This window comes from Bartonella propinqua (genome assembly GCF_047263965.1).
Classification (GTDB): Bacteria; Pseudomonadota; Alphaproteobacteria; order Rhizobiales; family Rhizobiaceae; genus Bartonella.
Genome location: NZ_JBLEBK010000002.1, coordinates 76,127 through 96,997, shown reverse-complemented (window position 1 = coordinate 96,997; position 20,871 = coordinate 76,127). Strand labels below are relative to the sequence as shown.

The 20,871-nt window shown below is 38.0% G+C and carries 15 protein-coding genes; 7 read left to right on the top strand and 8 right to left on the bottom strand.

Annotated features, from left to right (window positions below; all coding sequences use genetic code 11):
* The first annotated feature begins 217 nt into the window (after nt 1-217).
* The 4 genes from ACMFKV_RS02185 to ACMFKV_RS02170 all read left to right on the top strand — a co-directional run bounded on the left by ACMFKV_RS02185 (nt 218) and on the right by ACMFKV_RS02170 (nt 8,838).
* Nucleotides 218-3,445 carry an autotransporter outer membrane beta-barrel domain-containing protein gene (locus ACMFKV_RS02185; protein WP_413154453.1) on the top strand — a complete coding sequence of 1,076 codons (3,228 nt, stop codon included), beginning with the start codon at nt 218-220 and terminating at the stop codon, nt 3,443-3,445.
* Between the two features lie 371 nt (nt 3,446-3,816).
* Nucleotides 3,817-7,473 (top strand): autotransporter outer membrane beta-barrel domain-containing protein, encoded by a 3,657-nt coding sequence (locus tag ACMFKV_RS02180; protein WP_413154401.1) that lies wholly within the window; start codon nt 3,817-3,819, stop codon nt 7,471-7,473.
* Nucleotides 7,474-7,673: 200 nt separating this feature from the next.
* On the top strand, nt 7,674-8,009 hold the full coding sequence (locus ACMFKV_RS02175) for a hypothetical protein (RefSeq protein WP_336288105.1): 336 nt from the start codon (nt 7,674-7,676) through the stop codon (nt 8,007-8,009).
* 499 nt (nt 8,010-8,508) lie between these two features.
* Nucleotides 8,509-8,838, top strand: coding sequence for a hypothetical protein (locus tag ACMFKV_RS02170; protein ID WP_413154400.1), 330 nt, complete (start codon nt 8,509-8,511; stop codon nt 8,836-8,838).
* Between the two features lie 226 nt (nt 8,839-9,064).
* Here the strand turns inward: ACMFKV_RS02170 and ACMFKV_RS02165 are convergent, their stop codons facing one another.
* Genes ACMFKV_RS02165 through ACMFKV_RS02155 form a run of 3 tightly spaced genes read right to left on the bottom strand, consistent with a single transcriptional unit; the run spans nt 9,065 to nt 11,830 of the window.
* On the bottom strand, nt 9,065-10,036 hold the full coding sequence (locus ACMFKV_RS02165; RefSeq protein WP_413154452.1) for a WD40 repeat domain-containing protein: 972 nt from the start codon (nt 10,034-10,036) through the stop codon (nt 9,065-9,067).
* A 10-nt stretch (nt 10,037-10,046) separates the two neighbouring features.
* Nucleotides 10,047-11,075, bottom strand: coding sequence for a CobW family GTP-binding protein (locus ACMFKV_RS02160; RefSeq protein ID WP_336288103.1), 1,029 nt, complete (start codon nt 11,073-11,075; stop codon nt 10,047-10,049).
* A gap of 11 nt (nt 11,076-11,086) precedes the next feature.
* The gene (locus ACMFKV_RS02155) at nt 11,087-11,830 is read right to left on the bottom strand and encodes a creatininase family protein (RefSeq protein WP_336288102.1); all 744 of its coding nucleotides are present in this window, start codon (nt 11,828-11,830) and stop codon (nt 11,087-11,089) included.
* Nucleotides 11,831-13,298: 1,468 nt separating this feature from the next.
* Between ACMFKV_RS02155 and ACMFKV_RS02150 the strand changes: the two genes are divergently transcribed.
* Complete coding sequence (locus ACMFKV_RS02150) at nt 13,299-13,637, top strand: hypothetical protein (RefSeq protein ID WP_336288101.1); 339 nt, start codon at nt 13,299-13,301, stop codon at nt 13,635-13,637.
* A 269-nt stretch (nt 13,638-13,906) separates the two neighbouring features.
* On the opposite strand, the gene ACMFKV_RS02145 is transcribed toward ACMFKV_RS02150, so the two are convergent.
* Nucleotides 13,907-15,238: an NAD(P)H-dependent oxidoreductase gene (locus ACMFKV_RS02145; RefSeq protein ID WP_413154399.1), complete on the bottom strand. Its 1,332-nt coding sequence runs from the start codon at nt 15,236-15,238 to the stop codon at nt 13,907-13,909.
* A 181-nt stretch (nt 15,239-15,419) separates the two neighbouring features.
* Between ACMFKV_RS02145 and ACMFKV_RS02140 the strand changes: the two genes are divergently transcribed.
* On the top strand, nt 15,420-15,908 hold the full coding sequence (locus ACMFKV_RS02140) for a MaoC family dehydratase (RefSeq protein WP_336288099.1): 489 nt from the start codon (nt 15,420-15,422) through the stop codon (nt 15,906-15,908).
* On the opposite strand, the gene ACMFKV_RS02135 is transcribed toward ACMFKV_RS02140, so the two are convergent.
* The 3 genes from ACMFKV_RS02135 to ACMFKV_RS02125 are packed head-to-tail and all read right to left on the bottom strand — an operon-like array spanning nt 15,905 to nt 18,416.
* The gene (locus ACMFKV_RS02135; protein WP_413154398.1) at nt 15,905-16,564 is read right to left on the bottom strand and encodes a methionine ABC transporter permease; all 660 of its coding nucleotides are present in this window, start codon (nt 16,562-16,564) and stop codon (nt 15,905-15,907) included. The two genes, ACMFKV_RS02140 and ACMFKV_RS02135, sit on opposite strands and share 4 nt — an antisense overlap.
* Entirely contained in the window at nt 16,557-17,591 is a 1,035-nt protein-coding gene (locus ACMFKV_RS02130; RefSeq protein WP_413154397.1) for a methionine ABC transporter ATP-binding protein, read from the bottom strand. The genes ACMFKV_RS02135 and ACMFKV_RS02130 overlap by 8 nt, the downstream gene beginning before the upstream one ends.
* A gap of 6 nt (nt 17,592-17,597) precedes the next feature.
* Nucleotides 17,598-18,416 (bottom strand): MetQ/NlpA family ABC transporter substrate-binding protein, encoded by an 819-nt coding sequence (locus ACMFKV_RS02125; RefSeq protein WP_413154396.1) that lies wholly within the window; start codon nt 18,414-18,416, stop codon nt 17,598-17,600.
* 515 nt (nt 18,417-18,931) lie between these two features.
* Between ACMFKV_RS02125 and ACMFKV_RS02120 the strand changes: the two genes are divergently transcribed.
* Entirely contained in the window at nt 18,932-19,561 is a 630-nt protein-coding gene (locus ACMFKV_RS02120) for an SH3 domain-containing protein (RefSeq protein ID WP_336288095.1), read from the top strand.
* A 75-nt stretch (nt 19,562-19,636) separates the two neighbouring features.
* Here ACMFKV_RS02120 and ACMFKV_RS02115 read toward each other — a convergent pair whose 3' ends face one another.
* Nucleotides 19,637-20,668, bottom strand: a complete 1,032-nt coding sequence (locus ACMFKV_RS02115; protein WP_413154395.1) for an aspartate-semialdehyde dehydrogenase — start codon at nt 20,666-20,668, stop codon at nt 19,637-19,639.
* Between the last annotated feature and the right edge of the window lie 203 nt (nt 20,669-20,871).

Genomic DNA, 20,871 nt, shown 5'->3' with positions numbered 1-20,871 from the left:
AGATACAGAATGTATTATACACGTATTGATTGTGTTTAATGATTATTCTCTTATAAGTAGTTATTGTATTGCTAATAGAATTTCAGCTGAGTTTAATTTGAATAATTCATGTTCCAGTCAAGTGAGCGGTAAGCTCATCCTTTTTGTCTTGATATATGAGGATGTTTTGCTGGTGCTTTTGTTTTTAACGGAGGGGAAGGGAAATTTCGATGGAGCTATGATTAAAGTGTTTAGAAATCATGTATATTTATGTACTCTCGCAACGGCTGTTTTTACTTTTTTACAGAGTGGAATAGGGAGTAGCGTGAGCGCAGGGGAAAATGGATCTACTTATGGTGATGCCAACAGTGGTCCTTATGTCATCAAGGTTTATTCTTCTGGCGAAAATGAGGATGGTAGTATCGTCGAAAGTAATATTGTCGAGATTGACTATAATGCCCATGGCAATAATGGTAACGAGAGTAAAAACCTCTATACCATTACAGTTCAGCATCCTAACTATGGTATTGATAGTAATCCTGTCGACTATAATATCGAAAACTACCTTATCAAAACCACCTATAATAGTAGGCCAACAATAATTTATGATAATGATGTTAGCGACTATAATAACTCTCGCGAGAAAGATGATACCTCTACAGCATATACATATTATGTATGCGACACAAGTAACTGTACAAAAAAAGTAGTTCACAATCAAGTTTATAAAATTACTCCGAGCAATGTTTCCACAGTTCCTTCAGGATCTCCTGTTGCTATAACGATAAAGGGAAATGCGGAGAAAGAAAAAGATGATATGGAGATGGGAGATAAAGAAACGAAAGTAAGGGGGAGAAATGTATCTATTATAAGTGAAGTTTTAGAGAAACCTTTTACCCGTGGCGTGTCTGTTTCAGAGGGGGGGAAGGGTATTTTTTCTAATTTAATCATTAAAAACGCAATTCAAGCTCTTTACGCGAGTGGAGGATTTCTTAGGGTAAAAAATGGGGATATTGAGGAGAGCAAAAATGGTGTTCAAGCACTAGGGGAAAAAACGCATATTCTTTTAATCAATACAAAGATTAATACGGATGGTGGACGGACAAGCCTTTACAGCCATGGCGGTTCAAAAATTAGAATGAAAGGTGGATTAATTAATTTTAGGGAGAGCCATGGAGTTCATTCAATAGTGAATGGAGAAGTGAGTCTTAGTGGTGTTGCGATTACTGGAACAGGCAAAAAAAACAATGAAGGTGATCATACGACCTTTCTTTTAGATTATGGTGGGATGGTTAATTTAAGCGGAACTGTCAGTGTTACGGATCTCCATGGCATAAAGATAGAAAACACAATCAACACTCCTAATTCAATTCCATTTTTGGGGAAAAATGTAGGAGGCAATATTGTAACAACCGAAATCAATATTACAGATTCTTTTTTTGAAGTACATGGTAAAGAATCTTACGGTATATATTTTCAAGGAGATGAGCGGTGGAGGAAGCTCGACCTTGGAGAGACTTTGGAGAGGGAAGATTTCCCACATAAATTGCAGTTTGTTAATTTGCATAAGACGATGTTTTCAGTTTCAGGGAGTCCAGCTGTTTATGGTGTTGAAGATTCTTATGGGGTTGTTAGTTTATTGCAGAGCTCTCTTAGTTCAACAGGGGTATTATTAAAAGCTGAGAGAGGTGCTAATTTAATGGTTTTTGTTGATGCTTCTAACCTTGAAGGAGGTTCTTATGTTGATAACGATTCTACTGCTGAATTTTATTTGAACAACGGTTCAGAATGGGTTTTACAACCAAAGAAACAGAGAGATTCATATGAATCTCACACTGCAAAAGATCGTTTATCTGCGTCATTTGTAAGTCTTATGAATGATAGTATTATTCGTTTTAAACAATTAAAATCTACTTCGGATTATGATTATCAGACACTTCACATTGGAAAAGGAGAGGGGCAGGCTTATAGAGCGCAGGATGGTGCACATTTTTATCTTAACGCATATCTGGATGATGGTAGTTCGCTTAATAAGCAACAAACCGATCGTGTTTTGATTCATGGTGATGTTTTTGGAAAAACTGTGGTTCATGTCGCTGCGGTTTCAGGAAGTCCAGGGGGAATCACGGGAAATGGTAATGATAAAGGTTTTTCTATTATTCAGGTTTTTGGAAACGCAGAGCAAGATTCTTTTTTGCTAGATGGTGATTATATCACACTGCATGAGGCGCCTTACCAGTATGAGCTTTATGCCTATGGATCAACATCTGATTTAGGAAATTCCAATCCTGAGCAAAGATTAGTTGATGGTAAAGGGGGATTTTGGGATTATCGCCTTGAAAGTAAATTTGTTGATCCTAAACCTAAGCCAGAACCAAGCCCTAGCCCAGAACCTCCTGCACCTAAGCCTCATCCAAGTCCAGAGCCAGGTCCTAGCCCAAAACCTCCTGCTCCTAAGCCCCACCCAAGTCCAGAGCCAGAACCAAAACCAGAGGTGAAAGCTGTTGTCCCGCAAGTTCCGACTTATCTGCTTTTACCAAATGCTTTATTTCAGACTGGTTTAATGGATATTAGCAATCAAAATAAGCAGTTAGAAATTATGCGGACTGTTTCCACTGGAATGTTGGGAGAAGATGAAAATCCTGCTTTATTTTTGCGCGGTTATGGTGGAAATTACCGTTATGCTTCAGATTTGTCTGCGCGTGAATATGGTTATGGAGGCGATCTTGATTATAATGCTTTAGAAGCAGGCATTTTACTGAAAACAATTGAGAATGCGTACAGTACTGTATCCTTTGGTGTCATAGGGACTTATGGGAGGTTATCTTTACAGCCTCTGGATGTTGAGAAAAGTCAAAAAAGTGCATTTGATAAATGGTCAGCTACAGCGTATGGCAGCATGCAGCATGATGCAGGTTTCTATGTGGATGGTCTTTTATCCTATGGTCTGTTTAAAGGTGATGTTCTCACTCTTGCACGGGGCAAGACTGCAACTTTGAAAGGGCATTCTCTGAATGCTTCGTTGACTGCTGGTCAGACATTTGCAATAGGAGATGAAGGTTTTGTTTTTGATCCGCAAGCTCAGGTTGTTTATCAACATCTTCAGTTTAATAAGACACGTGATATTGATAATTTTGACATTAATATGGGAAAACCCGATCAGTGGGTAATGCGTGTCGGTGGGCGTTTAACTAAGACACTTAGTGCGACTGATGAAGAAGCACGTGTTGTTTCTGTTTATAGCAAGTTACATTTTGCCCATAGTTTCGGGAAGAAACAGTCTATTCACTTTAAAGATGCTTTCCAGTTGGGTGCTTTTGGTTCTTCTGTAGAAGCTGGATTAGGGGTTAATGCTCGATTATCTTCAAAGTTTGCACTTCATGGTGATTTAGCATATCAGCATAAGCTTACAAAGGCTGGTTTTTCTGGAACCACTTTTTCTGGCGGATTGCGCTATCATTTTTAGTCAAATTATATATTTTGACAATTTTAAAAAAGTCACAAGTTATGCTTGTGGCTTTTTTTTAACGGTTTTGTCTTGTTATTATTTTGAAAATAGATATCATACTTTTCTATAATGGTGCCTTTAGTTTTGTTATTTTTGAGAGACTAAAGGAAGCTTTTACGCTTAATATTTTGCAACTTTTATGTTTGCGCTAATTTACTAAAGCTAGTTTTTAAATAATTGCTTTTTTAGTTTTAGTAAGTTTTTCTATCGTTTTTTTAGCATCTTCCCATCATTTTTTTGTGAAAGTTACAAACTTGGATTGCGACTTTTTTCGTAATTTTTTTACTTTAGCTTTACATAAAACACAAAATGGATTAATAAAACACAAAATGAATTATATATGCGCACAGCTTAACCAATTAAGCCAAATGCGTATTTTTGTTTTTAATGCGAAGGGGAAGAAAGTTTGTAGTAGAATTATGATTAAAATATCTAAAAATCATCTACCTTTATGTACTTTTACAACGGTTGTTCTTTTTTTTGTGCACAATGCTAATGTGCAATCTTCTGGGCAGAACAAATTCTCATGTAAAACAAGTGACCCATTTTATAGATGCAATGATGGTGCAGCACACGACATTGCTGATAAAAACTACCTGTTTGTTGATGATAGCACTGATGTAGCCATAGAAGCAGTTGGAGCAGGTACATGGATTAGAGCGAAGGATATAACTGTCAGCCCTGCTACGGGCACAAATGATGACCCAGAAAAAGGTTCTTGGAAAAATGGCGTAAAGATATCAGAGGGAGGAAAAGTTTCTCTCATCAATTCGACTTTAAAGGGTGTATTAATAGGTACGGCTGCTAATTATGGCACGATTGACATGCAAGGCGGATTGATTGATGCAGTCCGCATAGGTGTTAGTGTAGCTGATAAACGATCGGCTGTTATTTTAACTAATACAACAATTCAGACGGGTGCTGATGCGATTAGTCTTTTTAGTCATGGTAATGCGAAAATTGAGATGGTGGCAGGGACAATTAATTTTATAGGTGGCATTGGGGTTCAAACAGGAGGAGAGGGAAAAGTTATTTTAGATGGCGTTTCCATTACCGAAAATGGCACTCAAATGACGAAAACAAGCCATAATAATAAAAGTACAGCTTTTCATATGCTCCAAGGTGATGGTTCTATTGATTTTCAGAAGGGTACAATTAATGTTATCAATGCTCATGGTATTTTATTGGAAGGGATGAATAATCGTGTTGATATTAATGATTCCCATGTTGAAGTGCGCAGTAATGCATTTTATGGCATGCGCTTTTTTTGGGAAGAAGCATATACAGGAAGGTCAAAAACAACTGCGCACGGAAAAGGAACCGTCCATTTGCAAAATACGACTTTTATAGTTCCAGAAAGTACGGTTATTTATAGCACAAATTTTGATAATTTGATTCAATTTTCAAAAGATACAAAAGTTTCTGGAAATGTATTGCTAAAGGCTGAGAAAGGGTCTTCTGTAAAGATTATAGCAGATGCTTCTACCCTTGCAGGTGGGGTTCGTGTTGATGAACATTCTACAGCTGATCTTCATCTAAAAAATGATTCAAAATGGATTTTATCTCGACCAAGACATAAAGATTTACGAGATTCTCATATTATGGGAGTTTCATCTATTTCATCTGTAGATCTTATTAATAGTTCTATTTTTTTTGAAAAGGTCACAACCAACACGGTTCATAATTATCAAACACTTCGCATTGGAAAAGGGGCTGGCAAAGTTTATAAAGGGTCTGGCAAGGTTTATAATGCAGAAGGCAATGCACGCATTTATCTCAATACATATTTGGATGAAGGGGGAAAAATTAGCGATCAAAAAACTGACCGTGTTTTGATTCATGGTAATGTTTTTGGAGAAACGAAAGTACATGTGCAAATTGTTCCAGAAAGTCGAGGGGGATCAACGGGTGTCGGAAATAGCAAAGGTATTTCCATTATTCAGGTTTCGGGAATAGCAAACTCAAATTCTTTTCAACTCAATCGTAATTATGTTGCAGCGAAAAATTCACCTTATCAATATCATCTTGTTGCTTATGGTCCACAATCTACTTTCGGGTCAGCAGATATCAATCAAAAGCTAGTAGATCATGGAGAAGCGTTTTGGGATTTTCGTCTTGAAAGTAAATATGTTCAGCCTATTTCTCGTCCTGACTATGGCTCTTCTTCTGTTTCTGATCCAGTGATACCTATGCACACTCCTAACGAAAATGTTTTTCATTCTGTTACAGAGGTTGATTCTAAGCAAAATCCTGAGACGCTGCATCCCCCTGTCTCCGTTACGCCACCTATTGTTTCTGTTGTGCCTGAACAAAGTTCTCCTGTCACTCCACCTGTTTCCTCTGTTCCTTCTACACCTGAGAAAGATATTGTTCTTTCTACGCCTCAGCCTCATTCTCCTGCTGTTCCTTTTCCTGATTTAGCTATACGAGAAACTGTTCCTCTTGAGCCTAAGCAAGATGTTGTTTTTGTGAAACCTCAGCCTGAATCCACTGTTGTGGCGCCTGTTCCCCCTGTTTTTCGTGTCCCTGAGCAAGCTATTGTTCCTTCCACGCCTCCACCTTATTCTCCTGCTGTTCCTTCTCCTGATTTAACTATACGCGAGACTGTTCCTCCTAAGCCTGAGAAAAATCCTATTGCTGTAAAACCTCAATCTGAATCTACTGTTGTGGCACTTGTTCCTAGCGCACCTGAGCAAGATCCTGCTTCTTCCACACCTCCGCCTCGTTCTCCTGCTGTTCCTTCTTCTGATTTAGCTATACGCGAGACTGTTCCTCCTAAGCCTGAAAAACATCCTATTGCTGTAAAACCTCAATCTGAATCTAGTGTTGTGCCACTTGTTCCTAGCGCACCTGAGCAAGATCCTGCTTCTTTCACGCCTCCACCTCATTCTCCTGTTGTTCTTTCCTCTGATTTAGTTCTGCGTGAAACCATTTCTCCTGAGCCTGAAAAACATCCTATTGCTGTTCCGTTGAAGGTTATTCCTGCTTCCGAAATTATTCCTTGTTGTGAGAAAAATGTGAGAGCTGTTGTTCCACAAGTTCCGACTTATTTGCTTTTGCCAAATAGTTTATTTCATGCTGGTTTGATGGATATTAGCAATCAAAATAAACAATTGGAAACTATGCGAACTTCTTCCAGGGGAATGTTGAACATTGATGAAAATCCTGCTCTTTTTTTGCGTGGTTATGGTAGCAACCACCGTTATGTTTCAAATTTATCTGCACTTGAATATGGTTACGGAGGTAATCTTGATTATAATGCTATAGAGACGGGCATTTTATTGAAAACAATCGAGAGTGCGTACAGTACTACATTTTTTGGTGTTATGGGGAGTTATGGAAAACTTTCTCTGCAGCCTCGGGATGTTGAACAAAGTGAAAAAAGTACATTTGATAAATGGACTGTTACAGCGTATGGTAGCATAGAACATGATGCGGGCTGTTATATAGATGGTCTTTTGTCTTATGGTTTGTTTAGAGGTGATGTTCTCACTTCTGCATGGGGAAAAACAGCAACATTAAGAGGTAAGTCCTTAAGTACTTCATTGACTATTGGTAAAGCATTTATGACAAGAGTTGCTGATGTTGTTTTTGATCCGCAGGTTCAGGTTGTTTATCAAAATCTGCAATTTAATAAGGCGCATGATATTGACGGCTTTGATGTTGAAATGGGCAAACCTGACCACTGGATCATGCGTGTTGGTGGGCGTTTAACAAAGACACTTACTGTAACCGAAGATGCACGTGTTATTTCTTTTTATGGCAAGTTTCATTTTATTCGTGATTTTAGTGATAAGCAATCTGTGCATTTTAAAGATGCTTTTCAATTAGGAGCTTTCGGTTCTTCTTTAGAAGCTGGAGGGGGGGTCTATTCGCAATTGTCTCCCAACATTATACTTCATAGTGATTTGGTCTATCAGCATAATCTTACCAAAGCAGGTTTTTCAGGAGTTCGTTTTTCTGGTGGGTTCAGTTATCGTTTTTAGTTGTATTTTTTCGCAAATCATAAATATAAATCTGATTTTATGCTATTTTTATATTTTATCTTTACATAAATACATAGTGTGCTATAAATTGACATAATTTAATGAATAGAACATAAAGAAACCATATTTTAAAATGTTTATTTGGGTATTTTTAAGTTCTTTTCGTATTTTAAGGGGGGGAGGTAATGTGAGGTGACGCTATGCTTAAAATATTTAGAAAGAACGTGTCTTTAGGTATTTTTGTAGTGGCTATTTGTTCTTTTTTGCAGGTTGCAGGTGCTAATGCAAATTTTAAGAGAGAGTACTCTCAGCAGGCCTCCTTTGTTTCTATGATTGTACAAGAAAGTATTAAGCCAGTGGATATGACAGTTGCTAATGCTTTGGATGAAAGTATTGAACAAACAGAAGGTTTTGTGATTACAAATGTTCATAGAGCAAGCTTGACTGTTGTTATTGCGTGTGGTGTTATTTCTGGTTTACTTTCTAGTTTACTTTGGGAAGCTATAAATTACATATGGACAATTCTGAAACGGTAGTTAACCCTTATGAAGGACGATTTGAGTCTCATTATTTTGTTATTGACAATGAGCATATAATATTCATGGCAAGCCGTTTTTACTGGAGTTTTTGAAGGTAAGCGGCTTGTCATTTTTGAAGGGGGTGTGATTTGGTGCTTTTCGTTTTTTAAAGATGGGTTGGGATTTCATTCCCAACGGTTCTCGTAATTACACTTTGACAGTTATTTGATCTGTTAGCATAAGCTTATAGAAGCTGATTTTTTTTAGAATTTATTTTTCCTACAATTTACATTATCAATTTTATACCACATTTTTGATGTATTAAAAAAATATGCAATCTTTGGTTGTAAATTTTAGTTGTAGCTTTGTGTTAGCTTAATAAAAATACAAAATGTTTCATGTGTTTACGTACATAATTTAATAAGTGCATCTCCGTTTTTTTTTGGATGTTTAGGGGAGTGTTTTTTGAGCTAATGCTTATTTTTTGAATGGAGGGGAGAAAATTTGAGGTGACATTATGCTTAAAATGTTTAAAAAAAATGTGTTTTTGGGTGTTTCTGCAGCAATTGTGAGTTTTCTTTTGCAAGTTGTAGATGTTAATGCAAATGTTGAAAGAGAGCAATTTGAGCAGAATATTTCTGTTTCTATGGCAGTACAAGAAGATATTAAGGCGATGAATGTGGCGGTCAGCAGCGCTTTAGGTGAAAATGTTGAAAAAACAGAAGGTTTTGAAAAAGTAAGTGTAAGTGCTGTTTCGTATAACATATTTTCTGGTTTCTGGTCTGGTTTATGGAATACCGTTATGAGTTATTTTTCAAATATTGCGAGAGTGATAATTAAGCTGTAGAGGGGACAATTTTGGGTTTCATTATTTTTTCATTGGGGATGAGTGTATTAATATTCGTGGCAAGCCGTTTTGCTGGAGTTTTTGAAGGCGAGCGGCTTGTTATTTTTGAGAGAGTTTGTGGTTTAGCGCCTTTTTTAGAAAAGGGGCGGGGGTTTTATGCCAAGTCACAAGGGGAGGTATTTTTTACCTTCTTTAAATAAATATACCGTTATTGTTGGTGCTTTTTTTAAGCCCTAACGTTTATAATACCACATTCGCCATTTTCGCTACCGAAGGCGAGTCGATGTCCTGTTTTATCCCAGCTTAACGCTGAAATAGCGCTTTTTCCACAATTTTTGAGAAGGGCTTCTTTTCCATCACGAAAATGCGAACAGAGGATCATTCCATCATTGAAGCCTATTGCTACAATATCTTCGCTTGGGTGGCATGAGACTGTGGTGACAAGTGCATTTGCTCGTGTGCCGAGTTCTAGCGGTGCTTTCCCCATGGGTCCATCTTTTGTATGAAAAGGCCAAACAATTGCTGCGGATGCACCTGATGTTGCTAACCATTTTCCTTTTTGGCTCCAAGACCAGCTTTTGACTTTGCTTGGGTAGCCACTCATGCGTAAATGTTGATTATCTGTGAGACGCCAGCCATGGAGAGCATTTTCTTGCATAGTAGAGATGACATAGCGGTTGTCTGGTGAAAAGGTAACATCAAAATGTGCGCCTTTCCATATCAACGTAGTTGGAGCTGTTTTCGTTGATAACCAATGAAGGGTAACACCATTGTAATGGGCAATGGCAAGGCGTAAACCTTTTGGGGCAAAAGCAAGACCTTCTACACTGCGTTCATGTGTTAGTTGTTGTTGTTCTTTGCCGATATTTACTGATGTTAAGCGTGAAGAGGCAAAGGCAAAAATTTTCTGTGGTCCAAAAGCAACATGGCTTATCCATTTGCGCTCTTGTTTCCCTAGCACTTTTGTTTGACCATCTGATGTGGTTTGGCAAGCTTTTCCATCTTCGCCACCTGTGATGATCGCTGTGTTGTCATGGGAAAAATGGCTTGAAATGATTCCTTGGTGAACTTCAATAGTTTGTGGGGTTGGATTGAGAAAAACAATTAAACCCTCCACTGAAATGAAAGCTGGTTTATTGTCAATAAAACCACAAGAAAGGCAATAATTTTGGAGATTGTAATTGGTAATGCTTGGCATTGTTACTCGCTTATGCGCAATTTTCAAAACCCGTTTTAAGTTTTTCAGCGTCAAGGGTACGACCAATAAATACAAGTCGGCTTTCCCGCTTTTCATTTTCACGCCATGGGCGCTGATGTTGTCCTTCAAGGATCATGTGTATACCTTGAATGACATAACGATCAGGATCCCCTTGGAATGCGATAATGCCCTTTAAACGCAAAATATCAGGACCTTGTTGTTGGGTCACTTGTTGGATCCACGGGAAGAACTTTTCTGGTTGAAGGGCACCTGTTTTTAAACTCACAGAAGTTATTGTAATGTCATGAATGGTGGCTGTATGATGATGTTTATGATCATGATGACAATCGGCGTCACATTCATGATCTGCATGCTGGGGATCAAGAAAATGGGGATCATTATCTAAAGTGCGTTGTAGGTCAAATGAACCACGATCGAGGAGTTTATCAAGAGGGATGTTCGCGCGTTCTGTTGCATAAATTATAGCACGGGGATTAATCGCAAGAATGAGCGATTCAACATGTTTGCGCTCTTTTTCACTGACAAGATCAATTTTGTTGAGGAGAACGATATCACAGAAGGCAATTTGCTCTTCAGCTTCACGGCTTTTTTTAAGTTGGAGTGGAAAATGTTTTGCATCAACGACTGCTATAACACTATCAAGCGCTGTTTTTTCATGTACGGCATCATCCATAAAAAAAGTTTGTGCAACAGGAACAGGATCAGCCAATCCTGTTGTTTCTATAATAATAGCATCAAATCGATGAGAACGTTGCATCAAGCTTTCCAAAACGCGAATAAGGTCGCCGCGCACAGTGCAGCAAACACAGCCATTATTCATTTCATAAATTTCTTCATCCGATTCAACGATAAGATCATTATCAATACCAATTTCACCAAATTCATTGACAATGATTGCGTAACGTTTGCCATGATTTTCACTGAGAATGCGATTAAGAAGAGTGGTTTTGCCTGATCCAAGATAGCCTGTAAGAACCGTAACGGGAAATTTATGAGGCGTATTTTGTATCTTTTCCATGGCTGCACCTTTTATTGTAACGCGCTTATTTTAAATCGATTAATATCATCAAGTAAACCACGAAGCCCACAAAGAACATGAGAAAAAATTGCCTCACCTGCTTGTGCTGTTGCTTTACTTGCATTGCCTGCTGCTCCCTGCGGATTAATGTCTTGCATTTTCCACCCAAAGGCATGGGAACCGTAGGCGCGTAAATATTGATAGCTGTCAATCATGTCAGCTTGCTTATTATGGAAATTTTCTGCCTTCTCCATATGCACTTTTTCTGGTGCTAAATAAAGCATTAAAGAGGTTTCAATAAACCCTCCATGAATATCAAGATGATGTTGAGATGGCTTCATTAAGCCTAGCGGTAAACCAAAGCGACTCCAGCTTGTTGCCACTGCAAGCATTGAAAAACGTCTTCGTAATTCGGTGATGACAATGTTCATTAAAGGCGAATTACCTCCGTGCGCGTTGAGAAGAAGAAAACGCTTGATCCCTTTACGATAGCAGTTCTCGCCAATGCTTATCCACCGTTCTATGGCATCAGAAAAAGTAAGCGTTTGTGTGCCACTCATATCCATATGTTCTACAGAATAGCCAATTTTTTCAACGGGTAAAAGTGCGATATGAAATTGCTTTTTCATTTGTAAGGTGAGTGCTTCTGCAAAAGCTTGTGCAATGATCCAGTCGGTTTCAAAGGGGAGATGATTTCCGTGATATTCATGTGCGCCCAAGGGCAAAAGAGCGAGGAAAGGTGTGTTGGATATCATAAATTTATTGTCAAAAAAGAAGTCAATAGATGCAGCAGAGTCGTCAAAAATGGTAGAATTATTTTCTTTAATCTTAATCTATATATGAGAGAAACGCAAATAAAAGCAGTTTTATATCAAATTTGTGTGTGACAAAAAGAAGAGATTTATTAAAAATGGTAGAGATATCATGCAAAAAATTATCTAAACTTTTGATTAATAGCAAATTTCCAATATTTGAAGATTAAATATATTTTGTAAGATTGTCCGATGAGTAATATTATTTTTGAAAAGCTGTTTTCAAGAACTATTCAATAGTCCATAACATAGAATTTAAAATAAATATTTTTATCTTTTCATTCAGAGCTCAAGTTTAGACAGGGATGCGAACATTCTAGCTTATCTTGTTGCTATTGAGGTAAAAGAACAAAATATGATTGTTGAGGTTAGGAATGTGGGTATCACGAATTTTGACTTCTCATCAAGCTTGCGAAGAGTTATTTTGTTAAAGACTTTGGGAGCCATTTTATTGGGATGTTATCATTGTATTTCAAAGGTGAAAATGTTGAACAAAGCTTCCTTTCAAAGTGTGTCAGACAGTTTTTTTGTTAATGATGGGAAATTGACGTAATGCGTGGGATTTTAAAGAAAGTTTGGTAGAGCATTAATGCTATAGAAAGGCAAGCACGTATTCATTTACACGATATAATGGTTCAATGTGTAATAAGGGGAGAGGTTCTTTATGTTATCATGGTGCAACTATTAGACTTATTGGTTGATTTTATAAAAGCGGTTTATTGCAGGGTGATGTAGTTTATACGGTTTATATTGGGGAACGGATAGATCTACTCCTTTAAGTGGCTGTATATACCACAAAAGTTAGAAGAGAGATGGAGAATGAAGGGGGGAGGCTAAAAGACAGTAGAGTGTACGAGCCTTTCTCGTTAATGGCAATTTATACCATAAAGAATTCTTTTCTTTTGATATTCATGAGTTCATTTTTTGATGTATGCTTATTTTGATATATTCTTATAAAGCGTTGACAAACATATTGTTGTTTCCATATTGAAGCATCTTCTCAAAATTTATGGCAACGATGATGTAATACTATGGGTGAGCGATAAAGTATAGTTTGATCCTGTAGCACTTTAATAATGTGGGATTAATAGTTTACACTCAAGTGCTTTTCAATATCCGTTATTACGGTAATTTGACCTTTAGACAAGCTTAGTTAACTTGGTAATACATGATGAGGGAGAATTCCTCGATTATTTATAATTCATTTTTTTTGCTGAATCACTTTTTATTTTGAAAATTCAAATTATGGCTTTTTTATGTCTTTACATATAATACATAATGTATTATGATGTATTATGTTATTCATATAGAGAGCCATATTGTAGTTTACGTTTAATATAATTTTTGATTTTTCTATAATGTAAATATTCTTTTACTTTTTCAGTAAAGAAAAAGAGGAGCAAAGAAAGCTATGTTGAAATTATTTAAAAATCATATATGTCCATGTTTTTTTATCGCGTCTATTCTTTGTTTTACTCACACTGTAGAGAGTCATGCGATTATTACGAATGCTTGGTATCAAGAGGGGATAGTTCTTGTTGAACGAGGAAAAAATACAGTTATACAGGGGAGCGATATGGCTGTTATCCGTGATGTTGGGGCATTAGCTTTTGGGAAAACTGAAGATGTGTCTGCATCTACAGCATTTTGTGGTTTTGTGAGTATTGTCTCATTACTTTATGCTTTTATTACAGGGAATTTAGTTGGTATTGTGATAGCTATTGCGTCGCTTGTGTTTCAAGCTCGCTAAATATTTATCTATTTCATTTTGTGTTTTATTCATCATTTTTTTGCAAAACCAATATTTGAAGTGGTTGATGCTATTGGGAGGGGGGAGGAGGCTGGTGGATTATATGACTGAAAAGAATATAAGATGTTTTTTCGATATATATCGGGTAAAAATTTACAACTCTTCAATTTAAACTCTTCAGTTTGTGCTTCTTTTTTTACAAAAGAGAAAGTCTAAGCCTTCTTTTACAGAGCTTGTGATTATTTTACAGGAAAAAGGCAAAAGGTTTTTTATACGTGGGTGGCTGAGCAATTAAGCAAAAGGTCTTGTTTGCTCCGAAGCTGCGCAATCCATTGGTTTTCTCGAATGGCAGTATTATGCACTGTGATAAGTTCATTTTTTTTAATTTCAGCTGTCACTGTTGCTTTTTCCAGAAGACCACAAGGAATAGCTTGATGAGCGCGTGCTTCTGCAATGTTCATTATCCAAGCGCGATAACTGTAAAGACCGATAAAATCTAATTGATCCCCTGGATGTAAATCTTTTTTAGCAACAGCACAGACTTCTGCTACGGGGTGACTAAGTGGTACCATGTCTTTTTTTCCATAAAGCATAACACGTGCGCAAGTTAGTGGAACTTCCATTGCTGTTAAATGATAGGGGCGATGAAAGGTGAAGTAAGGTCCCTGACCAATTTTTAAATCTTCCATACGCTCGCGTAGACGTGGGTGTGCTATTTCTGCGATGACAAATACACCAGGGGAAACCCCTTGACCTGTTGAATAATCCACAACACCATATTTATTTAAAATCCCACCATCCTGTTTGGGGACAAGCACTTTGTTTAAATCTTGGAGCGCCGCTTGTGGACCATGCATTCCTGAGCAATCGGGGAGAAGTCCAGTTGCATTTGCAATTGCTGCCATTTCAACCATTGTTTTGGAGCCATCAATAAACTCAACTAACATGCGTACATTCATATTACGTCGTAATGCTTCTTCTTCGTAAAGATCAGGCGTGGCATCAAAGATCAGCGGATTGTTTTTACCTTTCCCAGCTGCAACAATTTTGTGCCCGAGGGCTGAAACAAACTCGATAAGCTCCATGCAGGAAGAGGGTTCATCACCAGCACCAAGTGTATAAATGAGACCTCGCCTGTCTGCTTCATGTTTTAAATAAGTACCAATGGTAACGTCTGTTTCAACATTCATCATAACAAGATGTTTGTTATTTTCGAGCGCTTTGAAGCCAATTTCTGCACCAGCTTCAGGATAGCCTGTTGCATCAACGATAATATCGATTTGCTCATGGCGCAAAACAAGGTCAATATCATCTGTGGCAGCAATCAAACCTTTTTCAATAGTTTGGGTTAAAGCAGTGGTATTTTCAATTTCGCGTGCATGCCCATCTTCTCCATAGGCTAGAGTTGCGGCATCAAAAACACGTGATGGTGTTCGGGTGGCAACGGCTGCAATCTTTATGCCATCCATCTGTGCAACGCTTGAAAGCAAATCTGTTCCCATTTCACCACAACCAACCAGTCCAATGCGGATAGGTTGGTGGTTTTCTGCACGCTGTTTCAAATCACGCGCTAAACCGGTTAGGCTCACATTGCTTGCCATTATTTTTTCCTATTTAAAAATTTTCCGCTGCTAAAAAGATACTTTCCTCAATTTATAAAATATGTTTGCTCATGAGATTATTAATCTTTTATTATTGATGCTCTAATCAATGGATTTTATAAAAGCAAGAGGGTGAGTGCGCTTTTGTCAAATAAATAAGGAATGATGTAGGAATGATATTATGCAGCGAAAGATGGCAGTACAAGATATAGCGGGCTTTATTGGGAAAGAGGTAGGGTTGTCGCAGTGGCGTTTTGTTACACAAGATATGATTAATCAATTTGCATGTGCAACAGACGATCATCAATGGATTCATGTGGATGAAGAAAAAGCAAAAGAAACACCCTTTGGTGGCACGATTGCTCATGGTTTTTTGACCTTATCGCTTTTGTCTACGCTGGCTTATGAAGCACTTCCAGAGCTGGAAGGTACAACGATGGGGATTAATTATGGTTTTGATAAAGTGCGTTTTATGAGTCCTGTAAAGACGGGTGCGCGGGTGCGTGCCCGCTTTGTTTTAAAAGATGCTGAAATTCGTCCCTCTGGTCGGGTTATTTTTCATTATGAAGTGACGGTAGAAATCGAAAATTTAAAAAAGCCAGCTCTTATTGCTCATTGGATTATCATTACTATGATTGGGGAGAAAAATCACATTCCTAAAATGTCTTAATGTTTTGTTTTATCAAATTTTTGTACAATTTTATCAGAAGACCATTGGACAATAACATTAAGAATGATCAAAAGGATAATAACGATTGTCATGATAAAAGTATTATAACGTTGATAGCCATAGCGGATTGCCATATCACCCAAACCACCTCCGCCAAGATATCCAGCAAGTGAAGTGGCTCCGATAAGAGAAATAACCATGACTGTGAACCCAGTAGTCAGGTGAGGGAGTGCTTCAGGAATAAGAACATACTTGACAATTTGAAGACGGCTCGCCCCCATGGAGCGAACAGCTTCAATCAAACCATTTTCAACAGTTTTAAAAGAGAGTTCTGCCATTCGTGCATAAAAAGGAATAGCAGAGATAGTGAGAACAAAAATCACTGCAGGCATTCCTATACCACTTCCCACGGCTATACGGGTGAGAGGCAACAGGTAGAATGCAAGAATAATAAAGGGGATAGCACGAATACTATCAATAATAATGCTTAAAGGACAATTGATAAGGCGTGATGCAAAAAGTCCTCCGCGTGCGGTTATATAGAGCAGTAGTCCGAGTGGAAGTCCTACAATAAGTGCTATCAAAGAAGCGCTCATCGTCATCAGCAATGTATCAAAGATAGCATTGGGAAGTTCACGGGAGAGAACATTAAACATAGCCTAACACCTCGCAATATCGCCCTTTTTCGGTCAACCATTTGATAGCTTTTTGCAAGGTTTCTTCATCTTGTCTGGGAAGACCAAGGAAGAGGCGCCCAATGGTTTCACCTTGGATTGTGTCAATGTTGCCATGCAGAATACGCGCTCTTAAACCGATTTCATCTTCAAGAAGATTGAGAAAGGGTTGCTGAGCAATTTCACCTGCAATATTAATCTCAATGACCGCTTCTTTCCCTGTTGATTTAAGGTTTTTCGCAAATTTTTCAGGAAGCTGTGGTGTAACAAGTCTGAGCATAGAAATAGTTGTTTCTTCTTGCGGCGACGTAAAAATATCTTTCACACATCCCTCTTCGATAATACGTCCTTGATTGAGAACAATAACACGGTGTGCGATGGCGCGTACAACTTCCATTTCATGGGTAATGAGCACAATAGTAAGATTGAGACGGTTGTTAATATCGGCAAGAAGTTCCAAAATAGATTGTGTCGTTTCAGGATCAAGAGCAGAAGTTGCTTCATCTGATAACAATATTTTAGGGTCTGCTGCTAGCGCGCGCGCAATACCAACGCGCTGCTTTTGCCCTCCTGAAAGTTCTGCAGGATAACAGTTTTCTTTGCCACACAGTCCTACCAATTCAATGAGTTCAAAAGCACGTTTACGACGTTGTTTTTTGCTGACACCTGCCAGTTTCAGCGGTAATTCGATATTATTAATAACCTTTTGCGACGATAAAAGATTAAAATGTTGAAAAATCATACCAATACGTTGGCGATAAGGTGCCCACTCTGTTTCTGAGAGGTTTGAAATATTGACACCTTCAAAAAAAATAGATCCTTCATTAATGCGTTTTAATCCATTTAAGCAGCGCATGAGTGTGGATTTTCCTGCACCACTGCGTCCGATAATACCAAGAATTTCACCTGCATGAATATCGAGAGATAAACGATTTATTGCTGGAGTATCCGCTGCTTTTTTAAAATGGCAGCTAACGTTTTTTAAAGAAATAAGAGCAGGATTTTCCATTTGCAATTACCAAGATGTTTGGGCTGTTATGCCAAAAATTTCTTTTATTTTTGCACGGACAAGCTCACTATTGTAGGCAGCAACCAATTTTTGAACCCATGGCTCACCCTTGTCAGCAGTACGCACGACGATAATGTTATTATAAGGGTTATTTTCTGCGGTTTCCCACGCAATGGCATCTTTTTTTAAGTCTAATCCAGTTGTCAAAGCCCAGTTTGTATTTACAAGTACGATATCGAAATCATCAATTGCACGCCCTAAAATGCCAGCATCTAATTCACGAATTTTCAAATTTTTAGGATTTTCAATAATATCAAGTGGAGATGCAAGAATATTATGTGGATCTTTTAATTGAATAAGACCTAGAGAATGAAGAAGAAGTAAAGCTCTTCCACCATTTGACGGATCATTAGGAATGCCAATATTGGCACCATTTTGTAGTTCTTTTATCTCTTTGATTTTATGCGAATAGATACCCATTGGGGTAACAAACGTGTATCCTGCAATTGAAAGTTTGTAGCCATGCTGTTCAATTTGATTGTTAAGATAAGGCGTGTGCTGAAAGGCATTTGCATCAATATCTCCTGCATGGACAGCATCATTTGGTACGGTGTAATCAGAAAAGTAAATAAGTTCAATGTTTAAACCATTTTCTTTTGCTTGCTGAACGGCAACTTTCCAAATGATAGCTTCCTCTCCTTCCATAACACCGAGTTTGATGTTTGATTTGTCCTTTGCTATGCAAAGGGCAGCAGACAAAAAAAGTGCAAAAAGGGAAAGGAGTAACCCGATAGTAGCACTCTGGAATAACTTCTTTAATGTCATGTGCGTTTGTCTTTTTCTCCAAGGGATTTTTTAAGAGAAGATTCAATATATTCTGTACGATTTTGGAGAGGTGCAAGAGTATAAAAGCTTCAGAAAATATTCAATCATTTTTATTCTCAAAATATTATTTTCCCTTAATTTTGCGTGCGCTTTTTATATACAGCAATATATCAGTTAGAGATTATTTTTCCAAATTCAGACAATAAATTTTTGTGTTGCAATAATTTTTTTGGGGAACCAATGGCAATTTCAAAACTTCCTTATGTGATGATTGTCTGAATAAACAGACGATCAGATTACGTTGTTGAAAGCAGTAAATTCATAAAGGGAACACTGCAATCAAGAAAAATAGACCGTGTCAGACAAAGCGGTAGGGGAAAGAGTAAGAGAGTTTTTCTCAAAATGTGGTGGGGTTTCAAGAAGATCAAGAATTGATTCCCACTCTATTGAAATGCGGCAAATTTTTGCAAAGGCAAATATTTTGTCTCTCACATTATGGAGAGGAAGAAAAGAGAATGTTAAACAAGAGTTTTTTATCAACCACAATGATTTCGTTGTTTTTGGTCGGGTCAGGACTTGGAATGTCTACATCTCATGCGGTTGCTGGAACCGTTGCCTATATAGAATCGGGTCATGTGGTTTTACGTACAGGTCCAGCTACAACTTACAAAGCTATAGCAACAGTTCCAACTGGAGCAAAAGTAAAAATTAATGGCTGTTTATCCAATAAAACTTGGTGCTCAATTCATCATAATGGGAGAGATGGCTGGGCATTTGCACGTTATTTAAATGTCAACAATGTTCCTACGATTTCTTTCGCACCTATGCGTGTGCAACCAAACGCTATGATAAAAATACAAAAGGAAAAAGTAAATCAGATCGTTCCCCTTTTAAAAACAACCACAATGCCTAAAAAAATGCGAAAACAAGTGCAACAATACAGAGTGGATGTGGTTGTTGATGCTACAGGCGTAAAGAAGAGGGATGAGCGAACAATTTTGAATCCGTCACCAAAAGCACAGGGTATATCTGTGGAGCACGTGACCGCTTATAACCCGTTGTTCTCTGAGGATGTTAATTTTAAAAATTTTGAACGCAATGAAACACGTTATCGTGTTATAACTTACCCTGCTCCATCAAGATAAAGAACACACACTATTGTTGAGCTACGGAAAAGACGGCAGCGGGAGGCATTTTTTGCTTCACGCTGCTTTTTTTGCTTAAGGCGCTGACTTTGGGGTTATCAAACTATGATAAATAAGTAATTCAGCAATTTGAATTGCGTTCAATGCTGCTCCCTTTCTTAAATTGTCTGCAGCAATCCAGAAAGCGAGACCATTTTCGACGGTAATATCTTCACGGACACGACTAATAAAGGTATCATCTTCTCCAGTGCATTCATAGGGAGTGATATAGCCGCCATCTTCATGTTTATCAATAAGCTGGCAGCCAGGTGCATCGCGCAGAAGGGTTTGTGCATCACTGGCACTTAATGGTTTTTCAAACTCAACATGAACAGCTTCAGCATGACCGATAAAGACAGGCACTCGCACAGCAGTGGCTGTTAATTTGATCTTAGGATCAAGAATTTTCTTCGTTTCAACCACCATTTTCCATTCTTCTTTTGTATAACCATCTTCCATGAAGACGTCGATATGAGGAATGACGTTAAAGGCAATACGTTTGGTAAACTTTTTCGATGCGATTGGATCGGCAACAAAAACTGCTCGTGATTGTTCAAATAATTCATCCATTCCTTGCTTTCCAGCTCCAGAAACTGATTGATAAGTGGATACAACAACGCGTTTAATACCAGCTGCATCATGGAGAGGTTTTAAGGCTAAGACAAGCTGAATTGTTGAACAATTAGGATTGGCTATAATATTGCGCTTAGAAAATCCACCAATAGCTTGAGCATTTACTTCAGGCACAATTAATGGGACATTTGTATCATAACGCCAAGTGGATGAGTTGTCGATCACTACACAGCCAGCAGCACCAATTTTAGGAGCATATTGCTTAGAAATGTCTCCTCCAGCAGACATAAGGCAAAGATCTGTGTCGGAAAAATCGTACGTATCAAGTGCTTTTACTTTTAAAGTTTTATCACCATAAGACACACTTTGTCCTAACGAGCGTCGTGATGCTAAAGGGACGACTTCATGGGCAGGGAAACCACGCTCTTCTAAAATTGTGAGCATTTCACGACCAACATTTCCAGTTGCGCCGACAACTGCAACTTTAAAACTCATTCTTTTTCACTCCTGTCCCTCTCCACTTTTCTTCCCCAAGCTATACTCAAGAGAGGGCGAGTTTGCAAAGGAATATTAAATTATATTGTTGGTTTTCATAGGTTTAGTTTTTATTATAACTCATATCTCAAAAAAGGAGGTGCATCTTGAATGTACCACCCTTTTGTTTTTTTAAGAGTTGAGAAAGCTTGAATATTGATGCC

Excerpts from the sequence above, each read along its gene's own strand:
- ACMFKV_RS02140 (WP_336288099.1), top strand. The coding sequence starts at position 15,420 with ATGCAGCGAAAGATGGCAGTACAAGATATAGCGGGCTTTATTGGGAAA.
- ACMFKV_RS02120 (WP_336288095.1), top strand. The coding sequence starts at position 18,932 with ATGTTAAACAAGAGTTTTTTATCAACCACAATGATTTCGTTGTTTTTG.
- ACMFKV_RS02125 (WP_413154396.1), bottom strand. The coding sequence starts at position 18,416 with ATGACATTAAAGAAGTTATTCCAGAGTGCTACTATCGGGTTACTCCTT.
- ACMFKV_RS02170 (WP_413154400.1), top strand. The coding sequence starts at position 8,509 with ATGCTTAAAATGTTTAAAAAAAATGTGTTTTTGGGTGTTTCTGCAGCA.
- ACMFKV_RS02165 (WP_413154452.1), bottom strand. The coding sequence starts at position 10,036 with ATGCCAAGCATTACCAATTACAATCTCCAAAATTATTGCCTTTCTTGT.
- ACMFKV_RS02160 (WP_336288103.1), bottom strand. The coding sequence starts at position 11,075 with ATGGAAAAGATACAAAATACGCCTCATAAATTTCCCGTTACGGTTCTT.
- ACMFKV_RS02180 (WP_413154401.1), top strand. The coding sequence starts at position 3,817 with ATGAATTATATATGCGCACAGCTTAACCAATTAAGCCAAATGCGTATT.
- ACMFKV_RS02150 (WP_336288101.1), top strand. The coding sequence starts at position 13,299 with ATGTTGAAATTATTTAAAAATCATATATGTCCATGTTTTTTTATCGCG.
- ACMFKV_RS02175 (WP_336288105.1), top strand. The coding sequence starts at position 7,674 with ATGCTTAAAATATTTAGAAAGAACGTGTCTTTAGGTATTTTTGTAGTG.
- ACMFKV_RS02185 (WP_413154453.1), top strand. The coding sequence starts at position 218 with ATGATTAAAGTGTTTAGAAATCATGTATATTTATGTACTCTCGCAACG.
- ACMFKV_RS02155 (WP_336288102.1), bottom strand. The coding sequence starts at position 11,830 with ATGATATCCAACACACCTTTCCTCGCTCTTTTGCCCTTGGGCGCACAT.
- ACMFKV_RS02145 (WP_413154399.1), bottom strand. The coding sequence starts at position 15,238 with ATGGCAAGCAATGTGAGCCTAACCGGTTTAGCGCGTGATTTGAAACAG.
- ACMFKV_RS02115 (WP_413154395.1), bottom strand. The coding sequence starts at position 20,668 with ATGAGTTTTAAAGTTGCAGTTGTCGGCGCAACTGGAAATGTTGGTCGT.
- ACMFKV_RS02130 (WP_413154397.1), bottom strand. The coding sequence starts at position 17,591 with ATGGAAAATCCTGCTCTTATTTCTTTAAAAAACGTTAGCTGCCATTTT.
- ACMFKV_RS02135 (WP_413154398.1), bottom strand. The coding sequence starts at position 16,564 with ATGTTTAATGTTCTCTCCCGTGAACTTCCCAATGCTATCTTTGATACA.